A 21,432-nucleotide genomic window follows, 5' to 3' on the forward strand; every position below is an offset into this window, starting at 1 on the left:
TCTATCTTTCTTATTGTTCTTCGAGAGGTTTGAGTGTTTTGCTTTTCACTCGCCCTTTATTAATTTTGCTTGGCACCCACTCAGATGTGTCATCGAGTCTTGGGCCGCCTGTGCCTGTTGGGCGATCTGGGAATTTGCCGAGAGTCATTTGGCGGTCATACATCACCAGTGCTGCGGCAAGGCCAACATTGAGGCAGAACTTTGTTGGGATTTTAATGACGTAATCGCAGCGATCTACAATAGAGGGGGAGAGACTACCACCTTCAGGGCCGAGAATATAAACAGCTTGTTTCGGGTGTGTGAATGACGGCAGGTCAATGGCATCGTCTGTGAGTTCAATCCCAACCAGCCTTGCACCTTTAGGGATTGTAAAGTCTTCTAAACCTTCAAACTCATAAAATGGAAGTTGTTCAAATGTGCGAGAAGTATCTGCGCCGTAAATGTCTTTCTTCTTGGCGTGCCCTGCAACAGTAAATACAAAGCCTGCACCAAAGGCATGAGCCGTACGCGTAATGGCACCTAAGTTCATCGGTTTACTAATTTGCTCAACACCAATTCCAAAAAAACCTCTCATAAGAGCTTCCTATCACTTTATTAGATAGTCGCCAAAATACCTCAACCCCTTTATAAAATCTACCCTTGTATGGCCTGTGGGGTGGATTCAGGTCTTCTCTGCGCGTATGATGGAGAGGAAATATGCATATTAATATATAATAAAAACAAAGCTATGAACTTTAATCAGGCCATTCAATTGAGTGCCCAACTGTTAGGTGGTGGGCGTTTTGCTGATGCAAAAAAAATCTGTGAACAAATCATTAAACAAGTCCCGAACCATGCGGATGCGCATCACTTTTTAGGTCTTGCGCGTCACCAACTTGGTGAAAGTAAGGAAGGGATTCAGTCGATCCAAAAAGCGATTCAGATTGACCAGAATCAGCCGGGCTTCCATATGAACCTTGCTCATGTTTTGCGTGAAGTGGGCCGCACAGATGAAGCGAAGAATTATTACAAAAACGCCCTGAAGCTGAACCCAGAAAACATGCAGGCCATTCTTGGTTTGGGGCAGTGTGCGATTGCAGAGCGCCAGCCCAAAGAAGCGCTAGAATTTTTTGAAAAGGCGAAAGGCGGTGAGAATATTTTCCATGGTGTTGTCCTCAGCCAGATGGTGATTGCTCATATTATGCTGGGTGAAGAATCTCTTGCCATTTCTAAATTGGAAGAAGCGATTGCTACAGCACCTGAAGATCCTATGCTGATTTCAACGCTTGGGAGTTTGTACCAATCTGAAGAGCGTTACGCCGACGCGAAAAAGCAGTATGAAAAAGCTTACAAGATTCAGCCAAGCGTCATGAGTGCAGGTAACCTGGGTGCAGTGTGCATGATTATGGGTGATATGGACGCTTCTGAGAACTACTTGAAAAAAGCAATTGAACTGGATAAAACACATGGCTCGGCGTACTACCACCTAAGCGCTGTTTCTGATGATGCCTTTAAGGCGTATGAAGCAGAAGCAATTAAACTTGCTGAAAGTGCGGAGCTGAAAGAGTACGACCGTGCACGTATGCATTTTGCCCTGTACCGTTTCTACAAAAAACAAAAGGCGACAGATAAGGCTATTGATCACCTTCTAAAAGGGAATGCGCTTTATAAGCCTCTCGCACCATTTGAAATGAAGTCTGAAAAAGCCTTCTTCAAAATGGCAGCCGATGTGATTTTACCTGAGCGCCTAGATCGCCTCATGGCGAGTGGCAACAGCTCTGATGCGCCAATCTTTATTATTGGTATGCCGCGTAGTGGCACAACGCTTACTGAGCAGATTTTGTCGACCCATAGTGCTGTGCAAGGTATGGGTGAGTTGAAGTATGTGGCGCAAGCTCTGGGTGGTCGCCCGTATGAGCCTGCGCATTACGGCAAACTTGCTGATGAAGACTTTGCGGAAAAGTCAGATTGGTACTTGGAGCAAGTGCAAGAAAAAGGCTGGAGTGGTCAGGGTCGCTTTACAGATAAAATGCCGAGTAACTTTTTATACGTATCAGGTATTCGTGCCATGTTCCCGAAAGCGAAGATCGTTCATGTTCAGCGCTCGCCAATGTCAACGTGCTTTTCTAACTTTGAGCAGTTGTTTGCTGAAGGGCAGCATTGGTGCTATGACCAGAAAACACTGGGGCAGTACTACGGCCTTTATAGCCAGCTGATGAAATACTTTGAGTCGTACGAGAACCTCGATATGTTTACATTGTCTTATGAGGATCTTGTTAACGATACCGAAAACACGGTGAAAGCTTTACTTGAATACTGTGAACTGCCATGGGAAGACACTGTTCTTGATTTTCACAAGCAAGAGCGTGATGTACAAACAGCAAGTGCAACGCAAGTGCGCCAGCCTATGTATAAAGGTTCACTGGAGAGCTGGAAGAAATACGAGACTGAACTGTCAGTCCTTAAGGAAACACTCATCTCGGAGGGTGTTCTGTGAACGCGCAAGTGATGCAAATGCTCCAGCAGGCTGTAGGTCTTCACCAATCTGGACGCCTTGGGGAGGCGGGGAAGTTATATGATGCTGTACTCAAACAAAACCCGAAACAGGCAGATGCACTTCACCTTAAAGGGGTGATTCATATGAGTACGGGAGATTTCCCTACGGCAGAAAAGCTTATGCAAAAAGCCCTCAAACAAGATAAGCGCAACCCAGCCATTTGGGGTAACATGGGCGCCACATATCTGGGGCAGAAAAAGTACATTCAAGCGAGAGATGCTTATACAAATGCACTGACCTTAAACCCCCAGTATGCTGAAGGTTTGCAAGGTAAAGGAATTGCGCAATATATGTTGGGCGATGTGTCTGATGCGAAAGTCTCATTTGTGCAGGCCATTGCGATTAAGGACGCCCTTCCTCAGAGTTACTATCATTTAGGCCTTCTTTATAAAGATGAGCATGACTTTTCTTCTGCAGAGAAAAACCTAACGAAGGCACTAAGCCTTACACCCACAGATACAGATATTAAGCTCGCATGCGGGGTTCTTAAAATGCAGATGGAGCGTGTGGGTGAGGCGGTTCAGATTTTTAAGGAGCTTTATGAGGCAGATGTAAAAACAGTTCCTCTGTATGTGAATTATGCGCGTGCTCTCATGCTTGCAGGTGATTTAAATGGTGCAAAAGAGATGGTTCATGCCGGTCATGTTGAGCATCCAAATCACTCCCGTATTCTTTCTCTTTATACACTTCTTGATAAAACGCCTCCTGAAAGCGAAGTGTTCAGGTCTCTAGAAGCACTATACCCGCAAACAGATAAAAAGAGTGCAGACCGTAAGCGTGTTTGCTTTGGTTTGGCGCGTGGTTTAGAGCACGGTAAACAGTTTCCTGAAAGCATGCCGTACTGGATTGAAGGGAACGCCATCAAGCGTGCTGACATTGAATACGATGCAGAACGTATGAAATCTTTTATACAGAGTATGAAGGATATGTTTACACCTGAGTTTATCGAAGGTTTAAAAGGCGCAGGTATTCAGGATGAAACACCTGTGTTTGTTGTGGGTATGCCGCGTAGCGGAACAACGCTTACAGAGCAAATTCTATCTACGCATCCAGATATCTTTGCTGCGGGTGAAAGAGATCATTTGCAAGATGTTCTACAAATTAAAGATCGTCATGGTTTTAACACAAAACCGCTTGATGAATGGAATAGACCTATCACGCCCGAAACTTTGATGATATGGGCAGAAAACTATTTGAAGAAGCTAAAAGCTGATGCGGGCGAAAGTGCTTACACATTTATCAGTGATAAAATGCCAAGCAACTCACTCTTTATTGGCTTTATTAAATTAATGTTTCCAAATGCTAAAATTATTCACTGCGCGCGCAGCGGTATGGCGACGTGCCTTTCTTGCTTTAAGCAAGATTTTACCTATGGGCAAGGTTACGCATATGACCTTGAAGAACTCGGGGATTATTACACATGGCATGAAGACTTGATTGCGCATTGGAAGGCGCTTTTCCCGGGTGGGTTCTATACATCTCAGTATGAGAGCTTGGTTGCAAACCAAGAAGAAGCCACACAGAAACTCTTCGAGTATATCGGCCTCGATGTGCCAGAAGGGGCAGGGGATTTCCATAAACAAGATCGTGATGTGATGACAGCAAGTGCCTCTCAAGTGCGCCAGCCTATGTACACAGGATCTCTAGATAAATGGAAACGATACGGCGATAGCTTGAATGTACTGGCAGATAAAATTGCTCATTTAGAGCCTGAGGTGAAGGTGTAGGTATGGGTGACGTGCTTGGCATCTTAAAACTTGCACTTCAGGCCCATCAGTCTGGAGACTTGAAGAAAGCTGAAGAGCTTTACAACCAAGTTTTAAAGCAGCAAGCCAACCAGCCCGATGCGTTGCATCTTCTTTCAGCTCTTAAAAAACAGCAAGGCTATATGTTGGACGCAAAGTCTCTAGCAGAAAAGGCTGTTCAATTGCGCCCCAACATGCCTGATGCATGGAGTAACCTTGCGGGAATTCACTTGGCTTTACATGATGTTGCCGGTGCAGAAACAGCCTTTAAAAACGCTGTAGTACATAGGGTGGATGATGCGAAATATCACTTAGATTTAGTCCGTTTTTACCAATCTCAAAACAACACTGTGGCGGCCAAAGCCGCTTCTGAAAGCTTTTTAAAGCATTGCCCTAAAGTGCAAGAAGCTTGGTTTTGGCATAGCCAAATGCTTGCAGCAAATGGTGAGTTTGAAGCTGCATCCGTTGTGGCATCTAAGGCTGTGAATGCGCTGCCGCAAAGTGCAGATGTTTACTATAACCTTGGCCTAATTCTTCTGAAAATGTCTGACTTTGATGGCGCGAGAACAGCAACGACACAAGCTTTGAACTTAAAACCTCACCATCCACATCTGCTGATTCAGATGGGTATGATTGAGATGGGGTGCAGAGATTATAAAGAGGCTTTAGTATGGCTCGAACAGGCAGCGGCCCATCAAGATGTAGCGCTGACTGCTTACACGGCACTTGCTGAAGTGTATGAAAAGTTAAATAACACGAGTAAAGCATCTGATGCGGTTCAAAAGGGGCTTGCCATTAAATCTGATGCATCAGTTCTTCTTTATGTTAAGGCGCTTCTTGCGCGACGTAATGGGGATTTGGAACAGGCTGAAGCGCTTTTGAAAAAAGTGCTCTCACAGCCTCTACCGCCTCAACATAAAGTGATGGTGATGTTTGAAGAAGGACGCGTGTTAGACCGCCTTGAGAGGCATGATGAGGCTTATCAAGCTTTAGTTGGTGCCAATGGGCTTTATGCAAAGCTTTCCCCTCAGGTTGAAGTGCAGAAGCAAAATTATTTAGATGAAATGGAGCGGTTGCAGAAAGCTCTTTCAGGCTATACGCAGCATAAACAGTTTGACGTATCTCACCCTCCTTTAGTGTTTTTAATTGGCTTCCCTCGAAGTGGCACCACGCTTCTTGATCAGATTTTAGATGCGCACTCAGGCATTAAGGTGATGGAAGAGCAGGATTGTGTGACAGAGATGCTTTCACATGCGCTTGAGGGTGACCGTACCGTAGTTGATAGCTATGACAGCCTTTCTAAAAAGGATATTGAGGAGCTCCAAAAGTTATATTGGAGTAATGTGGAGAAGGTGCTTGGCGGGCGTCCAAAGGAGATGCTTGTTGATAAGTATCCATTAAATATTACCAAGGCCATTTATTTGAGAAAAATTTTCCCAAGTGCGAAGTTTATCTTTGCAACGCGTCACCCGTTTGATGTGGTGCTTAGTAACTTTATGCAAAGTTTTGAGATGAATGCTGCTATGGCAAACTTCCTTAAAGTTGAAGATGCGGTTCATTTGTATGACCAGATTTTAAGCCTGTGGGAAGAGACATCGAAAGCCACTGATTTTGATGTGCATTACATTGCTTATGAAGATGTTGTGCAAGATATGGAGAGCCAAGCACGAGCCCTTCTTAAGTTTGTTGATATGCCATGGGAAGACGGTGTTCTTAAGTACCGTGAACGCTCTTCATCAGAAAAAACAATTCAAACCCCAAGTTATAGCCAAGTTGTTGAACCGATTTACCAGCGCGCCAAAGGGCGTTGGGAATCATACAAAGATGTTTTTGAACCGTATATAAGCGTCATGAAACCGCATTTAAAGTTTCTTGGATATAAATCGTCTAAATAGCCTTTAAGTATACAGCCTGTCCTGTTAGGTTAGGGGAAATTCATCTGACTTATCTTTTCTTTTTCTAAGGAGATCCCTTATGAAATCTTTAGGGTTCATGCAGGAGATAACTGTTCGATTGAACTTTGATGCTGACGTGAACTTGGAAGACGCTGAAAAAGCGCTCTTTGAAAAGGCTTATCACACCAAGTCAGCTCTGCAACTTGCTTGCGATATCTGTTTTGCTATCCGCCGTGATATCTCTAAGTGGCTTGCGCGTCATCCTGTAGAGGTGCGTCGAGAGCCGATTTCTAATTCTCTTATTGTGACTTTAGAAACTTACGATATTGCAGCAGAGCGTACTGTTGGCTTTATGATGGATGTGCTTGCGGTTCTTGTGGATCCAGCGCGCGATGTTGGCCCTATGCCAAAAGAGTTTGCCATCCGAAAGGCGGACTTGTACGTTACTGCGCTTCAGCCAGACTGGTACGCAGCCATCTTGAATGAAGAGCTAGAAGGCCAGTTTCAGGCAACCTTTGAACCAGCTGAAAGAGGCAAGTTGCTCGAGTTCCCATGGGAACAGGACAGTTAAAATACGAAAAATCGAAAGAAAGGCGCATTTATGTGCCTTTTTTTATTGCATTTTTTAGCGCTCTCCCCTATAACGCCTCTGTATCTTTTGAATTGGATACACAGTTGTATGCCTCTGTTGGCGAAAGTGCCTACCTGAAATGAACAAGCATGCGGATGTTAAGCGCCAGAAGAACTGGCATTATTTTTTGGAGAGAGACCATGAACATTATTGAGCAAATCAACAAAGAAACTGTTGAAACACTTGGTAAAGAAATCCCTGCATTTAGCGTAGGTGACACACTAAAAGTTTTTGTAAAAGTAACTGAGGGTACGCGTGAGCGTCTGCAGGCCTTTGAAGGTGTTTGCATTGCACGCAAAAACAACAGCGTTAACTCTAACTTCACTGTACGTAAGCTTTCTTTCGGTGAAGGTGTTGAGCGTGTATTCCCACTTTACTCACCAGTAATTGACCGCATTGAACTTGTACGTCGTGGTGATGTACGTCGTGCGAAGCTTTACTACCTTCGTGGCCGTCGTGGTAAGTCTGCTCGTATTGCAGAGAAAAACGACTACGCGAAAAAAGCTGACGCATAAGTCGGATCGTTTCGAAAAAAAACAGCCCTCACGGGCTGTTTTTTTATATTCTAAAGACAGGTTATCTCTGTGCAAAAGATGATTTTTTGGTACAATGGAATAACTGAAATAAACAGAAAAAATAAAACGTAAATATGTTACCAATTTTTCCACTGACTTCAGTGCTTTTGCCGGGGTCTTCTACACAGCTTAAAATTCTTGAACCTCGTTACGTGGCTATGCTGGAGCGCTGTATTGAAAACAACGAAACTTTTGGCCTTGTATATTGCCGCAACCAAAAGGATGAGCAGGGCACAATGAAAAGTGTGGGCTGTGAGGCTTACATTACCGACCACCAAGATATGGGTGATGGCACACATAAAATTACAGTGGAAGGTGGACGCCGTTTTTCAGTAGGCGCACTGGATACACACCCTGAAGGGTACTACTGCGCTCATGTTGATTTTCTGGCGGATAACATGGATGTAGATGCAGAAGATATTCTGATGAAAACAGCCGGTGAACTAGCAAGTATTTATGAAGATCTTCTCGCGAGTATTGAGCCTGATATGGTACGTGTGCATGTGGGTGAAGATGTTCTGCCGCATGATAGTTATAAGCTTCTCAACGCCATGATTCTTCCAGATGAAAAACGTCAGAGCCTGCTTGAGATTGATTCAATTGGCGTAAGATTTCAGCAAACAGTAGATCTGCTGCGTACAGAAATTCAAACCCTCCGTTTCCTTCTTGCTGAGCAAGATGGTATGGCAACCGTAACGCACTAAGGACAGTATAAACCGCTTATGTGGAAAGAAATGAACCAGCTTCCGGAAGATCAAAAGCAAGCGCTTAGCGTTCTTTTGATGGACTATGCCAGCTTTGGTATGGCGGATTTGGTTGGGGACTCTCCAGCGCAGTGGCTTAGAGACCCTGCACAGCAGCCAGCAAAAGCTGCGCCTGCACCAGCTGCACAGCCGCAAAAGCCTGCCGGTCAGGTTACATCGCTTAAGTCTGCTGTTACAGAAAACATGGCTGCGCGTTTACAAAAGCAAGAATCACCAACCGCAACAAAGCCGGTTGCACAGCCTTCTGTACAGGTTGATGCTAAGCTTGAAAGTGAAAGCGCAGAAGTGCTCTTTATGCTGACGGGTGAGATTTCAGCTTTGAGTGCACCAGAAGTTTCTATCATGACAAAAATTGCCCAGCATTTGGTGCCTGACGTGGAGCCTGGATATATTACGGTGACACCAACAAGTCGTCATGATCTGCAAAAAGAGAAGGTGGCACCACTTCTTGAAAAGAGTGCATCTAAGTATGTTCTTGTTTGGGGACAAGAGGCTGTGAATGCGCTGCATGGGGATGAGATTCTTCTTAGGGAGGCGGCAAAGGAAAGGCAGGTAAATGGTAAAACTTGCTTGTACTTCTACCACCCAAGGACAATTTTGCGACAGGGGAATTTGAAAAAAATGGCATGGCACGAGGTTTTGTCTGCTCTCGCCTAAATCCCTGATAGAATTGTTGTTATTGGAGTTGTTCCAAATAACAATGTTGAGGCACGCAAACGCCGCAGCCACGCGCGAGCATAGAATAAAACCGCGCTTTTGTGGTAGCGCGAGCGACGTGTACTTAATATAAAATAATAATAAAAATTATTAGGTAGAATTTATGCGACTCACGCTTGCTTGCGGACTTGTTTTGTCTCTTCTTGTGCCAACTGGTCACACGGCTCCTAAAGCCCAAAAAATTTCTGAAAGCGCTAGAAATGCTGGCGTTGAACGCATTATTCTCCAAACCAATGAGCAGCTCGGTTACCGAAATGGTCAAACCATTTATGACGTGAACCCAGATATTGCTGAAATTCCAGATGAGTTTAAAGTTTTAAGCGAAGATGATGTGCGCTACTACAAAGCGATGTTCTCTTACCAGCGTAATCTTCAGCGTCCAAAGGTAGCAAAGCTTGTTCCTAAGCTGGATGATCGTGTCCTTCTTGGGCATTTGATTGCAGAGCGCATTCTGCACCCCAAAACAAAAACACCTTACCGTGATATGCAAAAGTGGATGGGCAAATACAATGACCACCACCAAGCAAAAGAAATTTACAAGCTAGCAAACAAGCGTAAGCCGCGTGGTGCTAAACATAACAAACCTGCATTTGGTATAGCTTCAGCTGCAAGATACTCTGACCCTGATATTGATCAGGCTCAAATTGCTCTCAACCGTAAGCGTTATAAAATTCAAAAACGTCTTGCCTATCTTCGTAAAAATGATATGCACCAAAACGCAATTTCAACCATTCTTGATGAGAAAAACATTGAAACACTTGGTGAGGTAATGTGGTCTCGTGAAGCTGTGAAGGTTGTGAAAAACCTTTCTGTAAACGATGAGTACTCTGATATGGCTAAAGTTGCTGGCGAAGTGGTGAAGAGAACAGATATTCGCGACGCACAGGCTGGTTGGTTCCATGGCTATGCCCATTACCGTATGGGCGCAAAAAGCCGCGCAATCGCTGCATGGAAAGAAGTGGTTGATACAATTCCTCAAAACAGCAAATACTACTCACAAATTTCATGGTGGATTGGCCGTGTGTATGATGAGAAGAACCGCAGTGCTGAAGCAGACAAATACTACCGTGATGCGGCAACAGATCCGTACACATTCTACGGTCAGCTTGCAGCTGAAAAGCTGGGTGTGACAAAAGATGGTGACTGGAGCCTTCCTGATATTGCGCCAAAAGATGCTGAAATTATTCTTGGGAATGCAGGCCTGCGTCGCGTGATTGCGCTGGCTCAAATTGAAGAGTACGACCTTGCTCAGCACGAATTTAAAGCGATTTACAAAACGCTTCCAGATACGATTGACCGTAGTCTACTCTCCCTTATGGTGAAGTTGCACCTGCCTAATTCTGCAATGACAATGGCGTATAACCTCAAGCAAAAAGGCGAAGTGTATCCAGCGGCTCTATTCCCAGTAGCGCCTAAGTGGCAGCCAAAGGGTGGTCTAGAAGTAGACGGGGCTCTGCTTCATGCGATCATTCGCCAAGAAAGTGCATTCCAACCCTCTATTAAATCTCGTGTTGGTGCGCGTGGCCTTATGCAAATTATGCCTGCGACATCTCGCCACATTCAGCGTATGCGTGGTCAGCGTCGTACATCAACGTATGCCCTCAATAACTACGCAACAAACATGGATCAAGGCCAATACTACCTTCAGCACCTTTCAGAGCGTTTTGATGGTAACTTGATGCAAATGGTTGCAGGTTACAATGGCGGCCCTGGTAATGTTGAAAAATGGGTAGAGAGATACTCAGATATCTATGATGACCCAGCGCTATTTATTGAGAATATTCCATTTTCTGAAACACGTGGCTACGTAAAGAAGGTTCTTTCAAACCTGTGGGTATATCAAAAGCAAATGGGTGTGAAGCGTACAACGCTTGCTCAGCTTTCTAAAAACCGCTGGCCAACAAAGCGTCTTGCTTTCGCTAAATAGCTTTTCTAATTCTACTAGAAAATGTTGCAAATACATGCTTTTTGCGCCTTCGTTGCTCATGTACATTCAGTACACTGCGCTACGATTCTCAAAATCAATTATTTTCACGAATTCTCTAGCGAATTAGGGCTCTAGCTATTATGTTGTGACTTATGGATATTTTTGCACCCAAACCCCTCCATGTAGGTATTGATGAAGTCGGTCGTGGCCCTTGGGCTGGCCCTGTTATGGCTGCTGCCGTGATTTGGCCTGAAGGGGTTCCGCTTCTTGAGGGGGTGACAGACTCTAAAAAGTTGACCGCCAAAAAACGTGAACTCCTTGCTGAGCAAATTATGAACCTTGCGGATGTCGGTGTGGGGAGTGCTTCTGTTGAAGAGATTGATCGTGTAAATATTCGTCAAGCGACTTTCCTTGCTATGGAGCGTGCTGTTGAGGCTCTTGGGAGTAAGCCAGCCTTTGCATGGGTGGATGGAAACGCGATTCCTCAGAACCTGCCTTGTGAGAGTGAGTGTGTGGTGAAGGGAGATAGTAAGGTTTACACAATTGGTTGTGCCTCTATTGTTGCTAAGGTTTTGCGTGACGCTGAGATGGCAAGGCTACATGATATCTTTCCACATTTTGCATGGGATTCTAACGCAGGCTACGGTACTAAAGCCCATCAAGAAGGTTTAAAGGAAGCTGGTGTTACGCCGCATCATCGTCGCTCATTTGCGCCTATTCGCGCCATTCTTCAGGGATAACTTGCCAAAAAATACGGTTTTTGTTAGGTTGAGGGAATCAAAGACCTCTTTCCCGTTTACTGCAAAAGGAGCCATCACCATTGAAGGATCCATTTCAAAATTACACACTTATTCCCATGGGGGATTTTCCTTACTATATGTCTATGCTGATGAAAGACCTGATAAAGGAGATTATGGCCAGCCCGCTTGAGTACGCCTCTTTGAGGCCGCGCGGTATCATGGCAGACAGCAAAGACATTATTCAATTGAACCAATTGCCTGCAGAGGTGAAAAAAGCAGGTGTTTGGCTTGAAAAAAACTGGGCAAATACAGAAGACACGAGCGACCCTTGGCGTTTTAAGGGTATGGATCGTGAAGAGCTTCTGCTGAAAGCCATGCGCCGCTATATGTCCTTCTATATGGAGTGCATTGAGGAGTGGGGCGATGTGATAGATAAATCCATCAAGGATGAAAACCCCGAAGCTTTTGCAGCTTTTCTTGAAGCCTTTCAAATCATTCTCTTTGTGCGTGCGACTCCCAAAACTGAGGAGGAAAAAGAACGTGCTGCCATTCTTGGCGCTGTTGAGATTGATTTGAATATTCTTTACCAAAAAGCGATTGACCCTACCACTGAGGGCGATGGCTGGATGTACGTTGACCCTTAAATAGAAGAAGGATAACTTCCCTTGGCAATACTTGCCGGCCTCGTGCAAATGCTGTTCTCGTTGTTTGTGACGGTTGTTATTATTGCAGCGGGGTGCTTTGCATTTGATACTTGGAACTGGGCATTTAATGCAGTTCTTTTTAGTCTTCTCTGGACTCTGATGGGAGACTGGATGGAAGATTGGTTTGAGGACTGGTCAAAATGGCCTTAGCGAAAATTGAAAGCCCCTTTGGGGGCTTTTTTAGTTCAAGAGGTTTAAGGCTTTTGTAAAGAGTGTAGGAAGTGGCGGGAGGCTACTTTTTTCAAACCAATCAGGGCATTCTGTCTCTATTTTGACCTCTCTCACATCAAGTGTGAGTGTAAAGTGTGTAAAGACATGCTTTACAAAGCCGAGGTGTATATTGTCTTCCGTGCTGTGTGGCGCACAGGTTGTCTCTTCCCACCCTTCATGATGAGGTTGCCAGAGTCCACCAAGGAGGCCATTTTCAGGGCGCTTGTTAAGGTACAGGCGACCTTTACTATCTTTGATTAAATAGACAGTTGCATGTTTTTCAGGCTTTTTCTTCTTTGGCTCTTTTTTAGGGTAGTCGGTTGGCGTGCCGTGCTTTAAGGCTTTACAGCCGTTAGATACAGGGCAGTTGTCACAATCAGGGTTTTTAGGGGTGCAGACTTTTGCACCAAGTTCCATGATGGCATTGGCGTAGCTGTGGAAGTCACCTGTTTCAGGAACAAGGGTTTCAGCATGTTCTTTTAAAAGCTTCTTAGCTTTAGGAAGCTTTTCTTCCACTTGGAAATATCGTGAAATGACGCGCTCTACATTCCCGTCCACTACATTTGCACGAAGGTTAAAGGCCTGGGTGGTAATAGCTGCTGCTGTGTAAGGGCCAATGCCTTTAAGCTCTAGTAGCGCCTTTTCATCTTTTGGAAAGTTGCCGTTATGTTCACTCATAATTTGCCCAGCACAGGCATGAAGGTTTCTTGCGCGACTATAGTAGCCTAGCCCTTGCCAAAGGTGTAATACGTCCTGCTGGTCTGCCTTCGCTAAGCTTTCTAATGTTGGGAATTTTGCTAAAAAGCGTTCGTAGTAGGGGATAACTGCTGTCACTGTTGTTTGTTGCAGCATAATTTCAGCAAGCCAAATGCGGTAAGGTTCACGGCTTTCACGCCATGGCAATGTGCGGCCATGCTCCGCGTACCATGTTAAGAGTGCGCTTGAAAATGTGTTTTTATCTGTCCCCATAGTGGCTTTATGATAGAGTGCAATTGTTCATTAATTAATTTATTTGGGTCATTTTTTGATAGTTATAACCACCCTTAAGTAGATAATCTACTCCACAGATGGTAAAAATACAAAAAATTCCTCCAAAACAGCTTTGAGAGCTTTAAATCAAATTTCTGAATAATTAAACTCCTACAAATGCACAAGGGTAAGCATACATAAATGAAATCTGTTGGTGGAGAAGTTCCAAAGCTGGTTAAAAAGGCCTTCGCGAAACGCGGGCTATTTAACTTTGCATTGATTAAACACTGGCAAAATATTGTGCCGGGTTATGCGCCGTACTGTTATCCATTAAACTTGCGTGGTGATATTTTAACTCTGGCTGTAAATAGTGATAGTGCGGCTATGGGGCTTAAAATGCAAGAAGTTGCCATTATTGCTCGCGTGAACACATATCTTGGTGGACAAGTGATCAGCCGTATTAAAACCGTACGTAAAGATTTTGAAACACGTGAAGCCTATGTGCATAAAGAAATTATTCCTGATGAGGATGCCAAAGCCAAAGCCCGTGAAATGGTGAAAACTGTTGAAGACGAAAAAATGCGGGAAAAACTTGAAAGTTTGTCGGCGGTCTTTATCATGAGCAATAAGACAAAAAAATAAAAATTGAGAGAGGGTCTTTCATGAAGACAACTTACCTATTGGGAGCGGCAGTTCTTATTGCTGCAGGTGGTTACGGTATTATTCAAAGTGGCATGCTTAAAAATTCTGCTCATGCTGAATCTGCACTTCCAGCGCAAAACGTACAAGATATGATTGATGATGCGCATGATATGACGGAACCAACTGTTGAAAAAATGGTTGAAGAGATGTCAGAAGACCTGAGCATGCAGGCTGAAAAAGTGATGGAAACTCTTCCAAGTGCAGAAGAAACATCTGAGGTGCCCCAAAAAATAGACGGCTCTCAAGCGCGTGCTTATAACCGTAGTGATCTTCCAGAAGGCCTGCGTTACCGTGCAACAGATATAACTCTCGGTGACCCTAACGCGCCAGTACAGATGATTGAATATGCATCTAAAACATGTGGTCACTGTGCAGATTTTCACAACAAAACGCTAAAAATTCTTAAAGACGGTCCAATTAAAGAAGGTAAACTCTTCTTTATCTACCGTGAACTTCCTTGGGATAACCTAGCGCTTCTTGCTTCTAAAGTGGCACGTTGTGCGCCTAAAGAGCAGCAAATGAGCTTTGTTGAAGTGTTCTACTCATCACAAAAACAGTGGTCTCAAGCTAAAGACCCTGTAAGTGCGCTGAAGAAGTTTGCACGTCTTGGCGGTATGGATTCAGATACGTTTGAAGCATGTGCAAAGGATGAAACAATCCAAGCAACAATTACATACGGCCGTGAAGAAGCGATTAATGCGCTTAAGGTTGAAGGTACGCCAACTGTATTTATTGATGCGCAGCGCGTTAAAAATACGCAGAGCGTAACAACAATTGAGCAGATGATTGATGACATTATTGCAGGACAAAAATAATGACTGAAAATCCAGATATGCAAAACCAGAGTGAAGAAGATTCACAAACAGCCCGTTGGGGCAGCGGCTATACTGTTGGCCTCAACCTTGTTGTGAGCGTGATTCTTGGCGGTGCCATTGGTCTTGGTTTAGATCACCTTTTAGGTACAAAGCCAATTTTAATGCTGGTTATGATTGTGGTTGGTTTTGTTGCTGGTATGCGTGAAATTTGGATTATGCTATCTGAAGCTCAGAAAAAAGATTCTGAGAAATCCTAGCTTTTCATTGCAAAGCAAAAGAAAACGCGTAAAGTGGGGAAGGTTTTTATCTTCCTCACTTTTTTATTGGAGAACCCTTATGAACGGTTTTGCTTTGTCTGGAATTGCCCTTGGTTATTTGGGGGCAGGTGCTGGCGTTGGATGGTTTGTTGGTGACGGTATTGGCGCTGCAGTAGGAGCTATCGCAGGCTTCATTTTGATGGTTGTGCATATTGTCCGTGCGACCAAGACCGACGCTGATGGCGATGATACTGATGCATCGTAAAAAATCGATTAGAGGCGCCCCTATTTTTGGGGCGTCTTTTTGTTGACTTATGCGCCATCTTCACATACATTTTGGCTGAAAAGATTTTTTAAGAAAAAGGGTATGCCCTCCATGGGAATGGATCCACTAAAGCAGTTTAAGATTGAAAAGGTTGCTGAGTTTGATGTGCTTGGCCAACATGTAGTCATGACAAACCAATCACTTTGGATGCTTCTTTCTGTTATTGCAGTTTCATTTTTGTACGCGTTTGCTGTACGTAAAAAAGAAATCGTACCAGGCCGCATGCAAATGCTTGCCGAAGTGACGTACGACTTTATCCATGGCATGGTAAAAGATACAACAGGGACGGCTGGTCTTAAGTTTGTTCCATTTGTATTTACACTCTTCCTCTTCATCGCGATGATTAACCTTCTTGGTATGGTGCCAGGTTCGTTTACATCAACATCTCAGGTGTTTGTAACAGGTGCACTGGCGCTGACTGTCTTCCTTATGGTTGTTTTCTTTGGTGTTTACCTGCACGGCCTTAAATTCTTTGGCATGTTTTGGCCAAAGGGTGCGCCACTGGCCATCGCACCATTTATTATGCTTCTAGAAATTATGTCGTTCATTGCACGCCCAGCTACACTGACAATTCGTCTATGTGCAAACATGATGGCGGGTCACATTCTTATTAAAGTTGTGGCAACGTTTATCGTAATGTTTATGGCTGCAATCAGCACAATGGGACTTTTCGGAGTTCTAGGAATTGGAGCAATGAGCATGGTGACATTCGCAATGCTGACTGCTCTTACTCTACTTGAAATTTTTGTTGCGGTACTTCAAGCATACATCTTTACGGTTCTTGCTTGTGTGTATCTCAATGATGCGTTACACCTGCACTAGGTCGTAACACCAACATTAATATAAGTTTTAACTTAAAAAAGGAAAAAGAAACATGGCAACTGAAGCTGCTTCTTTGAAAGTAATTGGTGCAGGTCTTGCTGCATTTGGTATGATCGGTGCTGGTATCGGTCTTGGTATCGTATTTGGTAACTTCTTTAACGCTGTTGCTCGCCAACCATCTATGGAAGGCGCGCTAAGTAAGTACCTTATTATTGGTATGGCACTTGTAGAAGCGATTGCACTATTCGCGTTCGCTATCGCAATGCTTATCCTATTCGTATAATTTAAAACGCTGAGGGAACCTTATGGACCTGTTGAATGCTGAATATCTACATAACCAGCTCTTCTGGACGACGCTTTCGTTTGTTCTTTTGATGCTGTTTATGTGGAAATGGGCTCTTCCTGCCATCAACGATGTGTTGGACGAGCGCGCTGGCCGTATTAAGGATGACCTTGATAAAGCCTCTGCTCTTAAAACTGAAGCTCAAGAAGCGCTTGCTGCTTACGAGAAGCAAGTGAAGCAAGCTCGCGAGGAAGCTGCTGAAATCGTGACACGCGCACGTATGGAAGCTGAGCAAATCGTACAGACGAGAAAAACAGAACTCGAAACTGAAATTTCTCGTAAGAGTGCAGAAGCGGCAAAAAGCATTGAGCAAGCCCGCGCTCGCGCACTTGAGACGCTACATGATGATGTTGTAAGCATCGTTGTAACAGCGACTGAAAAGCTTGTAGAGCAAAGCGTTGATAAAAAGACTGCAAGTAAGCTAACTGACGAAGCCATTAAAGGCCTTGTTCACTAAGCTTACGTATGTCATATACGCAAAAAGGCCGCCCAATGGGCGGCCTTTTTAGTGTTTCGTTTAAGCGTTAAACTTGGCGGTTGCACAAGCGAGGAACTTTATAACTGCTTCCTCAGCATGGGCTTCATCATCATCATTCTCTGCAAGCGCATCATGATAATGCTTCAGAATGGTTGAAGAAACAGCCGTGCGATCCAGAATTTTGTAAAGCTTTTCAAAATATGGGAAAGCAGTGCCGCTCATGGCAACCTTAGCATAAGGCTCCAAGTCTTTCAGGATGGCTTCAGCAGCATGGCGGAAGCGAAGCTTGCCGTAACTGCCATCATCTTGCAGGATGTTCACATAGGCGCGACGCCCGTGTTCAGTCACAGCATTTAGGTTGCTCGTCACAATGCCAGGGTCTTCCAGTGCCCGCTCAGGGTGGTCCAGAAGGTAGCCTTTGAGAGCGGCTGTCAGAGCTGCAATGGGAGCCATGTCATCCACGTAGGTGATTGCATCAGCTACACGGACTTCACAAGTGGGCTGCTTTTTGCACGCCCGCACCCAATACCACATAGTTGTGGCATCTTCAGCTTCACCAATGACTTTCTGCGCTTCAATGTAGTTATTCCATTCTGCCAAAGTTTTGGCAGCACCAGTGTAAACACCAGAGTTTGGAAAATTCGACCATGCTTGTTGCCTCGTGCTATGAAAGCCAGAGTTGTTACCAGCTGTAATGGGGCTGGAAAGCGACAAGCCAAGGAAGAGCCACAGGAATTCCTGAAATGCATTCATCAGACGAACTCGGTCATCAGGGTCAGTGACTTCTACATGAAAGTGAGCAGCACAAGGATCAAAATCCTTCATGAGCTCAAACACAGCACCACCTTTAAGCTTTTTCAAGGTTTCTTGGTAACGGCTTTGAGATGTGATTGCTGGGCTTTCTTGAAACGTGACTGGGCTTGCACCAGCACTAATGTAAACAAGGCCCATATCACGAGCTGTATTCACCAACACTTTACGAATAAAATGCATTTCTGCATTAAAGTCGTCCATGTTGCTGTGTGCACCAGAGTTGAACTCAACTTGATGGACGCGGGCTTCATGTTTGATGGTGGCGCGGGCAATGGAGTCCGCAATTTGACCGTTCTCGTAAGCTGCTTGAATTTTCTTGCAGCAACGCCGAATAAACTCATCCTGAACGTGTTGGCACAGGTTGGGTTGAAAGGTTTCTGCATTTAGCAGATAGCCTTCACCTTCTGTTGCAACGTGCTCAACATTAGACATGCAGAGGTAGCCTCCGTTGTAAGGGGGTGGAAAAAGGAAAGAGAGAGAGTGCCTTAAAAAGGCATATTTATAAGATATATATAGGTAACCTCCTCTTAAAGGGCAAGTAAAAGAGGTGTAAAATATTAAAAAATCAGACTTATCTTGAAAAAAGTCCTTGTCAGAATAGGTGTTTGGCTGTACTTTGCCGAAGTTAATGGGTTATTTGCGACCCGAATCCTAGGGTTTAAAGGGCAAAACAAGATTTAAATGAAGGCAATTGACATGAAAAAAGATATCCACCCAGATTACCACACAATTACTGTGGAAATGACTGATGGCACAACTTACGAAACACGCTCAACTTGGGGCAAAGAAGGCGACAAACTTGTACTTGGTGTAGACCCTAAATCACACCCAGCTTACACAGGTCAGCGCCGTATGCTTGATACTGAAGGTCGTGTTGATGCCTTCAAACGTAAGTTTGGTATGTAATTCATACACAAATCTAAAAAGAGGCCTTCGGGCCTCTTTTTTATATTAAACGGTTTGTTTACTCAGCCATTTCGCCAAGTTCGTTGAGCTCACCTTTAGAGAACACTTTGCCAAGATTAATCAGGATGATCATGTCCTTGCCGTCTTTGCCTTGGTGTGTAATGCCTTTGATGTATTCATTTCCAACGCCGCCAGCAACAATCTTAGGGGCAGGGGTAATGCTGTTTTCAGGAATGCGCATCACTTCATGGATAGCATCTACAATGAGACCAACCATGTTGCCACCAAGTTGGCAGATAATAATGCGTGTATCTGCGTCATACTCTTTAGGCTCTAAATCAAAGCGTTTACGAAGATCGATAATAGGTAAAATTTGGCCACGAAGGTTGATCACACCTTCAACAAACTCAGGCGCTGATGGGACAGGGGTAATGTCCATCATAAGGGTAATTTCACGTGTATCATGAATTGGAAGCGCGAACTGCTCTCCTACAAGATAGAAGGTAACCAGTTGAACAATTGCATTTATATCTTGCTGTACAGCATCTGCCATGGAGCTTATTCTTTTTATTTTGGTTCAAATTTTGCATATCTCTTAAGGGATACGCTACAATAAAGCATAAAATAAAAACGCAGAAAAAGAAACACTCGAAACAGCATGAACAACCCTTTTGACCCGCTCTTTAAACAGTCAGACCAAATTAGCCCTGTCAGACACTTTGGTCATGTCACGGATATTCATGGCCTCATGCTTAAATGTAGTGGTCTCACAAGGCCGTTCCTCGGGCAGCGTGTTTCTGTTGAAAAAGTTGATGGTGAGCGCATCCTTGGTGATGTAGTTGCGCTTTCTGAAGGTGTGTGTACCGTTATGCCATTTGGTAGCATGGAAGGTATTTCTATTGGCGCTAAGGTGATTGAAGATCGTGAAGGTCATATTGCCTCTGTAAGCATGGGTATGGTCGGTCGTGTGATTAATGCTCTTGGTGAACCAATTGATGGCAAAGGTGCTCTGCCAACAGCACATGAAAATCTACCTCTCAAAGCGCAGGCGCCTAACCCACGTGACCGTAAGCCTGTGGGGCGTATGCTAGATACAGGCGTGCGCGTTCTCAATACATTCCTACCCTTCTGTAAAGGTCAGCGTATGGCAATTTTCTCAGGCTCTGGTGTAGGTAAGTCTGTTCTGATGTCTATGGTTGCCAAATATAGTGAAGCTGATATTAACGTGATTGGCCTCATTGGTGAGCGTGGTCGAGAAGTACGTGAGTTTGTAGAAGAGCAACTTGGTGAAGAAGGTTTGAAACGCTCTATTGTGATTGTTGCGACGGGTGATGAACCGCCAATGATGCGCCGTCAAGCGGCATACCTTACGCTTACTGTTGCAGAATACTTTAGAAATCAAGGTAAAGACGTGATGCTATTTATGGATAGTGTGACGCGTTTTGCTATGGCACAGCGTGAAATCGGTCTGTCTATTGGTGAACCTCCAACTACACGTGGTTATCCGCCGTCTGTATTTAGTGAGTTGCCACGCCTTTTAGAGCGTGCAGGTCCAGGTCGTGAAAATGAAGGAACAATTACAGCCCTATTTACCGTATTGGTAGAAGGGGGGGACATGGAAGAACCTGTGGCCGATGCGGTGCGTGGTATTGTAGATGGCCACATTGTTCTTGAGCGTAAGCTTGCAGAAAAAGGGCATTTCCCTGCGGTGCAGGTTCTTAAGTCTATTTCTCGTATGGCGCCAGCGTGCTACGACGAAGACCAGCATAAATCAGTGACAGAAGCCCGTGGCCTGCTCTCTACTTATAATGATATGGAAGAGCTCATTCGTCTCGGGGCTTACAAAGAAGGAAGTGACCCTGCAGTAGATAAAGCCATTCGCCATATGCCAAAGCTTGAGGCGTTCCTAAAGCAAGCACCAAAGGATCATACTGAGCAAGCCGCAAGCTTTAGTAGCCTTGCTGAGGCCCTTAAAGGCAACGGAGCGCGTAAGGTGAATCCTCAAGAGGGTGAGATTCCTCAATGAGTACATTAAGTACCTTACAGAAAGTTGCCAAACGAGCAACTGATGAAAAACAGCGTCAAATTTCTGAGATTCTTGCTGTAATGAAACAGATGGAAGATCGTAAAGCTGAGCTGACTTCTAAAATGGAGAGTGAGCATAAATCAGCCATGCAAGCTGGGGATGCATTTCTACTCAACCAAGCAGGCCTTTTTAAAGAAATGGCTGATGCTGAAATTCAAGATATTAATGAAGCAGCTGTGGACGCAGAAGCCATCCTTGCAGAGCGCCGTGAAGAGTTAACAGCTCTTTATGCAGAGCAGCGCCGTTATGAGATTCTTATGGAGCGTAAAGCTGAAGAGGAGCGTAAAGCACGCGCTAAAAAGCAGCAGGAAGCTTTAGATGAAGTGGCTGCAACGATGTACTCCAACCAGTCCTAATCCTCTTATAAAAGGCTGCAAATTATTGATTCTTTCGCTTCCGTTGCTCAGGTACAATAAGTACATTGCGCTACGGCTCTCATAATCAATAATTTTCGCTCGTTTCTAAGAGGTTA

25 protein-coding genes are annotated in these 21,432 nt (G+C 44.5%); 21 read left to right on the plus strand and 4 right to left on the minus strand.

Annotated elements, in window-relative coordinates; all coding sequences use genetic code 11:
* Positions 1–10: 10 nt before the first annotated feature.
* Positions 11–574, minus strand: a complete 564-nt coding sequence (locus VX730_05265; protein ID MEC9291794.1) for an RNA methyltransferase — start codon at positions 572–574, stop codon at positions 11–13.
* Between the two features lie 153 nt (positions 575–727).
* On the opposite strand from VX730_05265, the gene VX730_05270 reads away from it, so the two are divergent.
* From VX730_05270 to VX730_05320, 11 genes are all read left to right on the plus strand, one after another.
* A complete protein-coding gene (locus tag VX730_05270) occupies positions 728–2,476 on the plus strand; it encodes a sulfotransferase (GenBank protein ID MEC9291795.1) in 1,749 nt (582 codons plus the stop codon).
* Positions 2,473–4,263 (plus strand): sulfotransferase, encoded by a 1,791-nt coding sequence (locus VX730_05275; protein MEC9291796.1) that lies wholly within the window; start codon positions 2,473–2,475, stop codon positions 4,261–4,263. Before VX730_05270 ends, VX730_05275 begins: the two co-directional genes overlap by 4 nt.
* A 2-nt stretch (positions 4,264–4,265) precedes the next feature.
* Positions 4,266–6,176 carry a sulfotransferase gene (locus VX730_05280; protein ID MEC9291797.1) on the plus strand — a complete coding sequence of 637 codons (1,911 nt, stop codon included), beginning with the start codon at positions 4,266–4,268 and terminating at the stop codon, positions 6,174–6,176.
* 79 nt (positions 6,177–6,255) lie between these two features.
* Complete coding sequence (locus VX730_05285; GenBank protein ID MEC9291798.1) at positions 6,256–6,747, plus strand: hypothetical protein; 492 nt, start codon at positions 6,256–6,258, stop codon at positions 6,745–6,747.
* A 200-nt stretch (positions 6,748–6,947) separates the two neighbouring features.
* The gene (gene rplS / locus VX730_05290) at positions 6,948–7,322 is read left to right on the plus strand and encodes a 50S ribosomal protein L19 (GenBank protein MEC9291799.1); all 375 of its coding nucleotides are present in this window, start codon (positions 6,948–6,950) and stop codon (positions 7,320–7,322) included.
* Positions 7,323–7,456: 134 nt separating this feature from the next.
* Complete coding sequence (locus VX730_05295; protein MEC9291800.1) at positions 7,457–8,086, plus strand: LON peptidase substrate-binding domain-containing protein; 630 nt, start codon at positions 7,457–7,459, stop codon at positions 8,084–8,086.
* 18 nt (positions 8,087–8,104) lie between these two features.
* Positions 8,105–8,803, plus strand: a complete 699-nt coding sequence (locus tag VX730_05300; GenBank protein ID MEC9291801.1) for a hypothetical protein — start codon at positions 8,105–8,107, stop codon at positions 8,801–8,803.
* A 163-nt stretch (positions 8,804–8,966) separates the two neighbouring features.
* Positions 8,967–10,790: a lytic transglycosylase domain-containing protein gene (locus VX730_05305; protein ID MEC9291802.1), complete on the plus strand. Its 1,824-nt coding sequence runs from the start codon at positions 8,967–8,969 to the stop codon at positions 10,788–10,790.
* Positions 10,791–10,942: 152 nt separating this feature from the next.
* Positions 10,943–11,530 (plus strand): ribonuclease HII, encoded by a 588-nt coding sequence (locus VX730_05310; GenBank protein ID MEC9291803.1) that lies wholly within the window; start codon positions 10,943–10,945, stop codon positions 11,528–11,530.
* Positions 11,531–11,610: 80 nt separating this feature from the next.
* Complete coding sequence (locus tag VX730_05315; protein ID MEC9291804.1) at positions 11,611–12,174, plus strand: hypothetical protein; 564 nt, start codon at positions 11,611–11,613, stop codon at positions 12,172–12,174.
* A 21-nt stretch (positions 12,175–12,195) separates the two neighbouring features.
* Complete coding sequence (locus VX730_05320) at positions 12,196–12,384, plus strand: hypothetical protein (GenBank protein ID MEC9291805.1); 189 nt, start codon at positions 12,196–12,198, stop codon at positions 12,382–12,384.
* A gap of 30 nt (positions 12,385–12,414) precedes the next feature.
* Here VX730_05320 and mutY read toward each other — a convergent pair whose 3' ends face one another.
* A complete protein-coding gene (gene mutY, locus VX730_05325; GenBank protein ID MEC9291806.1) occupies positions 12,415–13,413 on the minus strand; it encodes an A/G-specific adenine glycosylase in 999 nt (332 codons plus the stop codon).
* 201 nt (positions 13,414–13,614) lie between these two features.
* Between mutY and VX730_05330 the strand changes: the two genes are divergently transcribed.
* From VX730_05330 to atpF, 7 genes are all read left to right on the plus strand, one after another.
* Positions 13,615–14,055, plus strand: coding sequence for a DUF721 domain-containing protein (locus VX730_05330; protein ID MEC9291807.1), 441 nt, complete (start codon positions 13,615–13,617; stop codon positions 14,053–14,055).
* Between the two features lie 20 nt (positions 14,056–14,075).
* Positions 14,076–14,930 (plus strand): DsbA family protein, encoded by an 855-nt coding sequence (locus VX730_05335; GenBank protein MEC9291808.1) that lies wholly within the window; start codon positions 14,076–14,078, stop codon positions 14,928–14,930.
* Positions 14,930–15,187: an AtpZ/AtpI family protein gene (locus tag VX730_05340; protein MEC9291809.1), complete on the plus strand. Its 258-nt coding sequence runs from the start codon at positions 14,930–14,932 to the stop codon at positions 15,185–15,187. The genes VX730_05335 and VX730_05340 overlap by 1 nt, the downstream gene beginning before the upstream one ends.
* A gap of 79 nt (positions 15,188–15,266) precedes the next feature.
* A complete protein-coding gene (locus VX730_05345; protein ID MEC9291810.1) occupies positions 15,267–15,452 on the plus strand; it encodes a hypothetical protein in 186 nt (61 codons plus the stop codon).
* 111 nt (positions 15,453–15,563) lie between these two features.
* Positions 15,564–16,334 (plus strand): F0F1 ATP synthase subunit A, encoded by a 771-nt coding sequence (locus VX730_05350; GenBank protein ID MEC9291811.1) that lies wholly within the window; start codon positions 15,564–15,566, stop codon positions 16,332–16,334.
* Positions 16,335–16,386: 52 nt separating this feature from the next.
* Entirely contained in the window at positions 16,387–16,617 is a 231-nt protein-coding gene (gene atpE / locus VX730_05355) for an ATP synthase F0 subunit C (GenBank protein ID MEC9291812.1), read from the plus strand.
* Between the two features lie 22 nt (positions 16,618–16,639).
* A complete protein-coding gene (gene atpF / locus VX730_05360; protein ID MEC9291813.1) occupies positions 16,640–17,134 on the plus strand; it encodes a F0F1 ATP synthase subunit B in 495 nt (164 codons plus the stop codon).
* Between the two features lie 60 nt (positions 17,135–17,194).
* Here the strand turns inward: atpF and VX730_05365 are convergent, their stop codons facing one another.
* The gene (locus VX730_05365; GenBank protein ID MEC9291814.1) at positions 17,195–18,400 is read right to left on the minus strand and encodes a glutamate-cysteine ligase family protein; all 1,206 of its coding nucleotides are present in this window, start codon (positions 18,398–18,400) and stop codon (positions 17,195–17,197) included.
* 264 nt (positions 18,401–18,664) lie between these two features.
* On the opposite strand from VX730_05365, the gene rpmE reads away from it, so the two are divergent.
* Positions 18,665–18,874 carry a 50S ribosomal protein L31 gene (rpmE, locus tag VX730_05370; GenBank protein MEC9291815.1) on the plus strand — a complete coding sequence of 70 codons (210 nt, stop codon included), beginning with the start codon at positions 18,665–18,667 and terminating at the stop codon, positions 18,872–18,874.
* 58 nt (positions 18,875–18,932) lie between these two features.
* On the opposite strand, the gene VX730_05375 is transcribed toward rpmE, so the two are convergent.
* Positions 18,933–19,427 carry a chemotaxis protein CheW gene (locus tag VX730_05375; protein ID MEC9291816.1) on the minus strand — a complete coding sequence of 165 codons (495 nt, stop codon included), beginning with the start codon at positions 19,425–19,427 and terminating at the stop codon, positions 18,933–18,935.
* A 105-nt stretch (positions 19,428–19,532) separates the two neighbouring features.
* On the opposite strand from VX730_05375, the gene fliI reads away from it, so the two are divergent.
* A complete protein-coding gene (gene fliI / locus VX730_05380) occupies positions 19,533–20,900 on the plus strand; it encodes a flagellar protein export ATPase FliI (protein MEC9291817.1) in 1,368 nt (455 codons plus the stop codon).
* A complete protein-coding gene (locus tag VX730_05385) occupies positions 20,897–21,316 on the plus strand; it encodes a flagellar FliJ family protein (GenBank protein ID MEC9291818.1) in 420 nt (139 codons plus the stop codon). Before fliI ends, VX730_05385 begins: the two co-directional genes overlap by 4 nt.
* Positions 21,317–21,432 lie beyond the last annotated feature (116 nt).

The organism is Pseudomonadota bacterium (genome assembly GCA_036141575.1).
Classification (GTDB): Bacteria; Pseudomonadota; Alphaproteobacteria; order UBA2136; family JAPKEQ01; genus JAPKEQ01.

Coding starts and splice junctions, on each gene's coding strand:
- VX730_05265 (MEC9291794.1), bottom strand. CDS start 574: ATGAGAGGTTTTTTTGGAATTGGTGTTGAGCAAATTAGTAAACCGATG.
- VX730_05270 (MEC9291795.1), top strand. CDS start 728: ATGAACTTTAATCAGGCCATTCAATTGAGTGCCCAACTGTTAGGTGGT.
- VX730_05280 (MEC9291797.1), top strand. CDS start 4,266: ATGGGTGACGTGCTTGGCATCTTAAAACTTGCACTTCAGGCCCATCAG.
- VX730_05285 (MEC9291798.1), top strand. CDS start 6,256: ATGAAATCTTTAGGGTTCATGCAGGAGATAACTGTTCGATTGAACTTT.
- rplS (MEC9291799.1), top strand. CDS start 6,948: ATGAACATTATTGAGCAAATCAACAAAGAAACTGTTGAAACACTTGGT.
- VX730_05295 (MEC9291800.1), top strand. CDS start 7,457: ATGTTACCAATTTTTCCACTGACTTCAGTGCTTTTGCCGGGGTCTTCT.
- VX730_05300 (MEC9291801.1), top strand. CDS start 8,105: ATGTGGAAAGAAATGAACCAGCTTCCGGAAGATCAAAAGCAAGCGCTT.
- VX730_05305 (MEC9291802.1), top strand. CDS start 8,967: ATGCGACTCACGCTTGCTTGCGGACTTGTTTTGTCTCTTCTTGTGCCA.
- VX730_05310 (MEC9291803.1), top strand. CDS start 10,943: ATGGATATTTTTGCACCCAAACCCCTCCATGTAGGTATTGATGAAGTC.
- mutY (MEC9291806.1), bottom strand. CDS start 13,413: ATGGGGACAGATAAAAACACATTTTCAAGCGCACTCTTAACATGGTAC.
- VX730_05330 (MEC9291807.1), top strand. CDS start 13,615: ATGAAATCTGTTGGTGGAGAAGTTCCAAAGCTGGTTAAAAAGGCCTTC.
- VX730_05335 (MEC9291808.1), top strand. CDS start 14,076: ATGAAGACAACTTACCTATTGGGAGCGGCAGTTCTTATTGCTGCAGGT.
- VX730_05340 (MEC9291809.1), top strand. CDS start 14,930: ATGACTGAAAATCCAGATATGCAAAACCAGAGTGAAGAAGATTCACAA.
- VX730_05345 (MEC9291810.1), top strand. CDS start 15,267: ATGAACGGTTTTGCTTTGTCTGGAATTGCCCTTGGTTATTTGGGGGCA.
- VX730_05350 (MEC9291811.1), top strand. CDS start 15,564: ATGGGAATGGATCCACTAAAGCAGTTTAAGATTGAAAAGGTTGCTGAG.
- atpE (MEC9291812.1), top strand. CDS start 16,387: ATGGCAACTGAAGCTGCTTCTTTGAAAGTAATTGGTGCAGGTCTTGCT.
- atpF (MEC9291813.1), top strand. CDS start 16,640: ATGGACCTGTTGAATGCTGAATATCTACATAACCAGCTCTTCTGGACG.
- VX730_05365 (MEC9291814.1), bottom strand. CDS start 18,400: ATGTCTAATGTTGAGCACGTTGCAACAGAAGGTGAAGGCTATCTGCTA.
- rpmE (MEC9291815.1), top strand. CDS start 18,665: ATGAAAAAAGATATCCACCCAGATTACCACACAATTACTGTGGAAATG.
- VX730_05375 (MEC9291816.1), bottom strand. CDS start 19,427: ATGGCAGATGCTGTACAGCAAGATATAAATGCAATTGTTCAACTGGTT.
- fliI (MEC9291817.1), top strand. CDS start 19,533: ATGAACAACCCTTTTGACCCGCTCTTTAAACAGTCAGACCAAATTAGC.
- VX730_05385 (MEC9291818.1), top strand. CDS start 20,897: ATGAGTACATTAAGTACCTTACAGAAAGTTGCCAAACGAGCAACTGAT.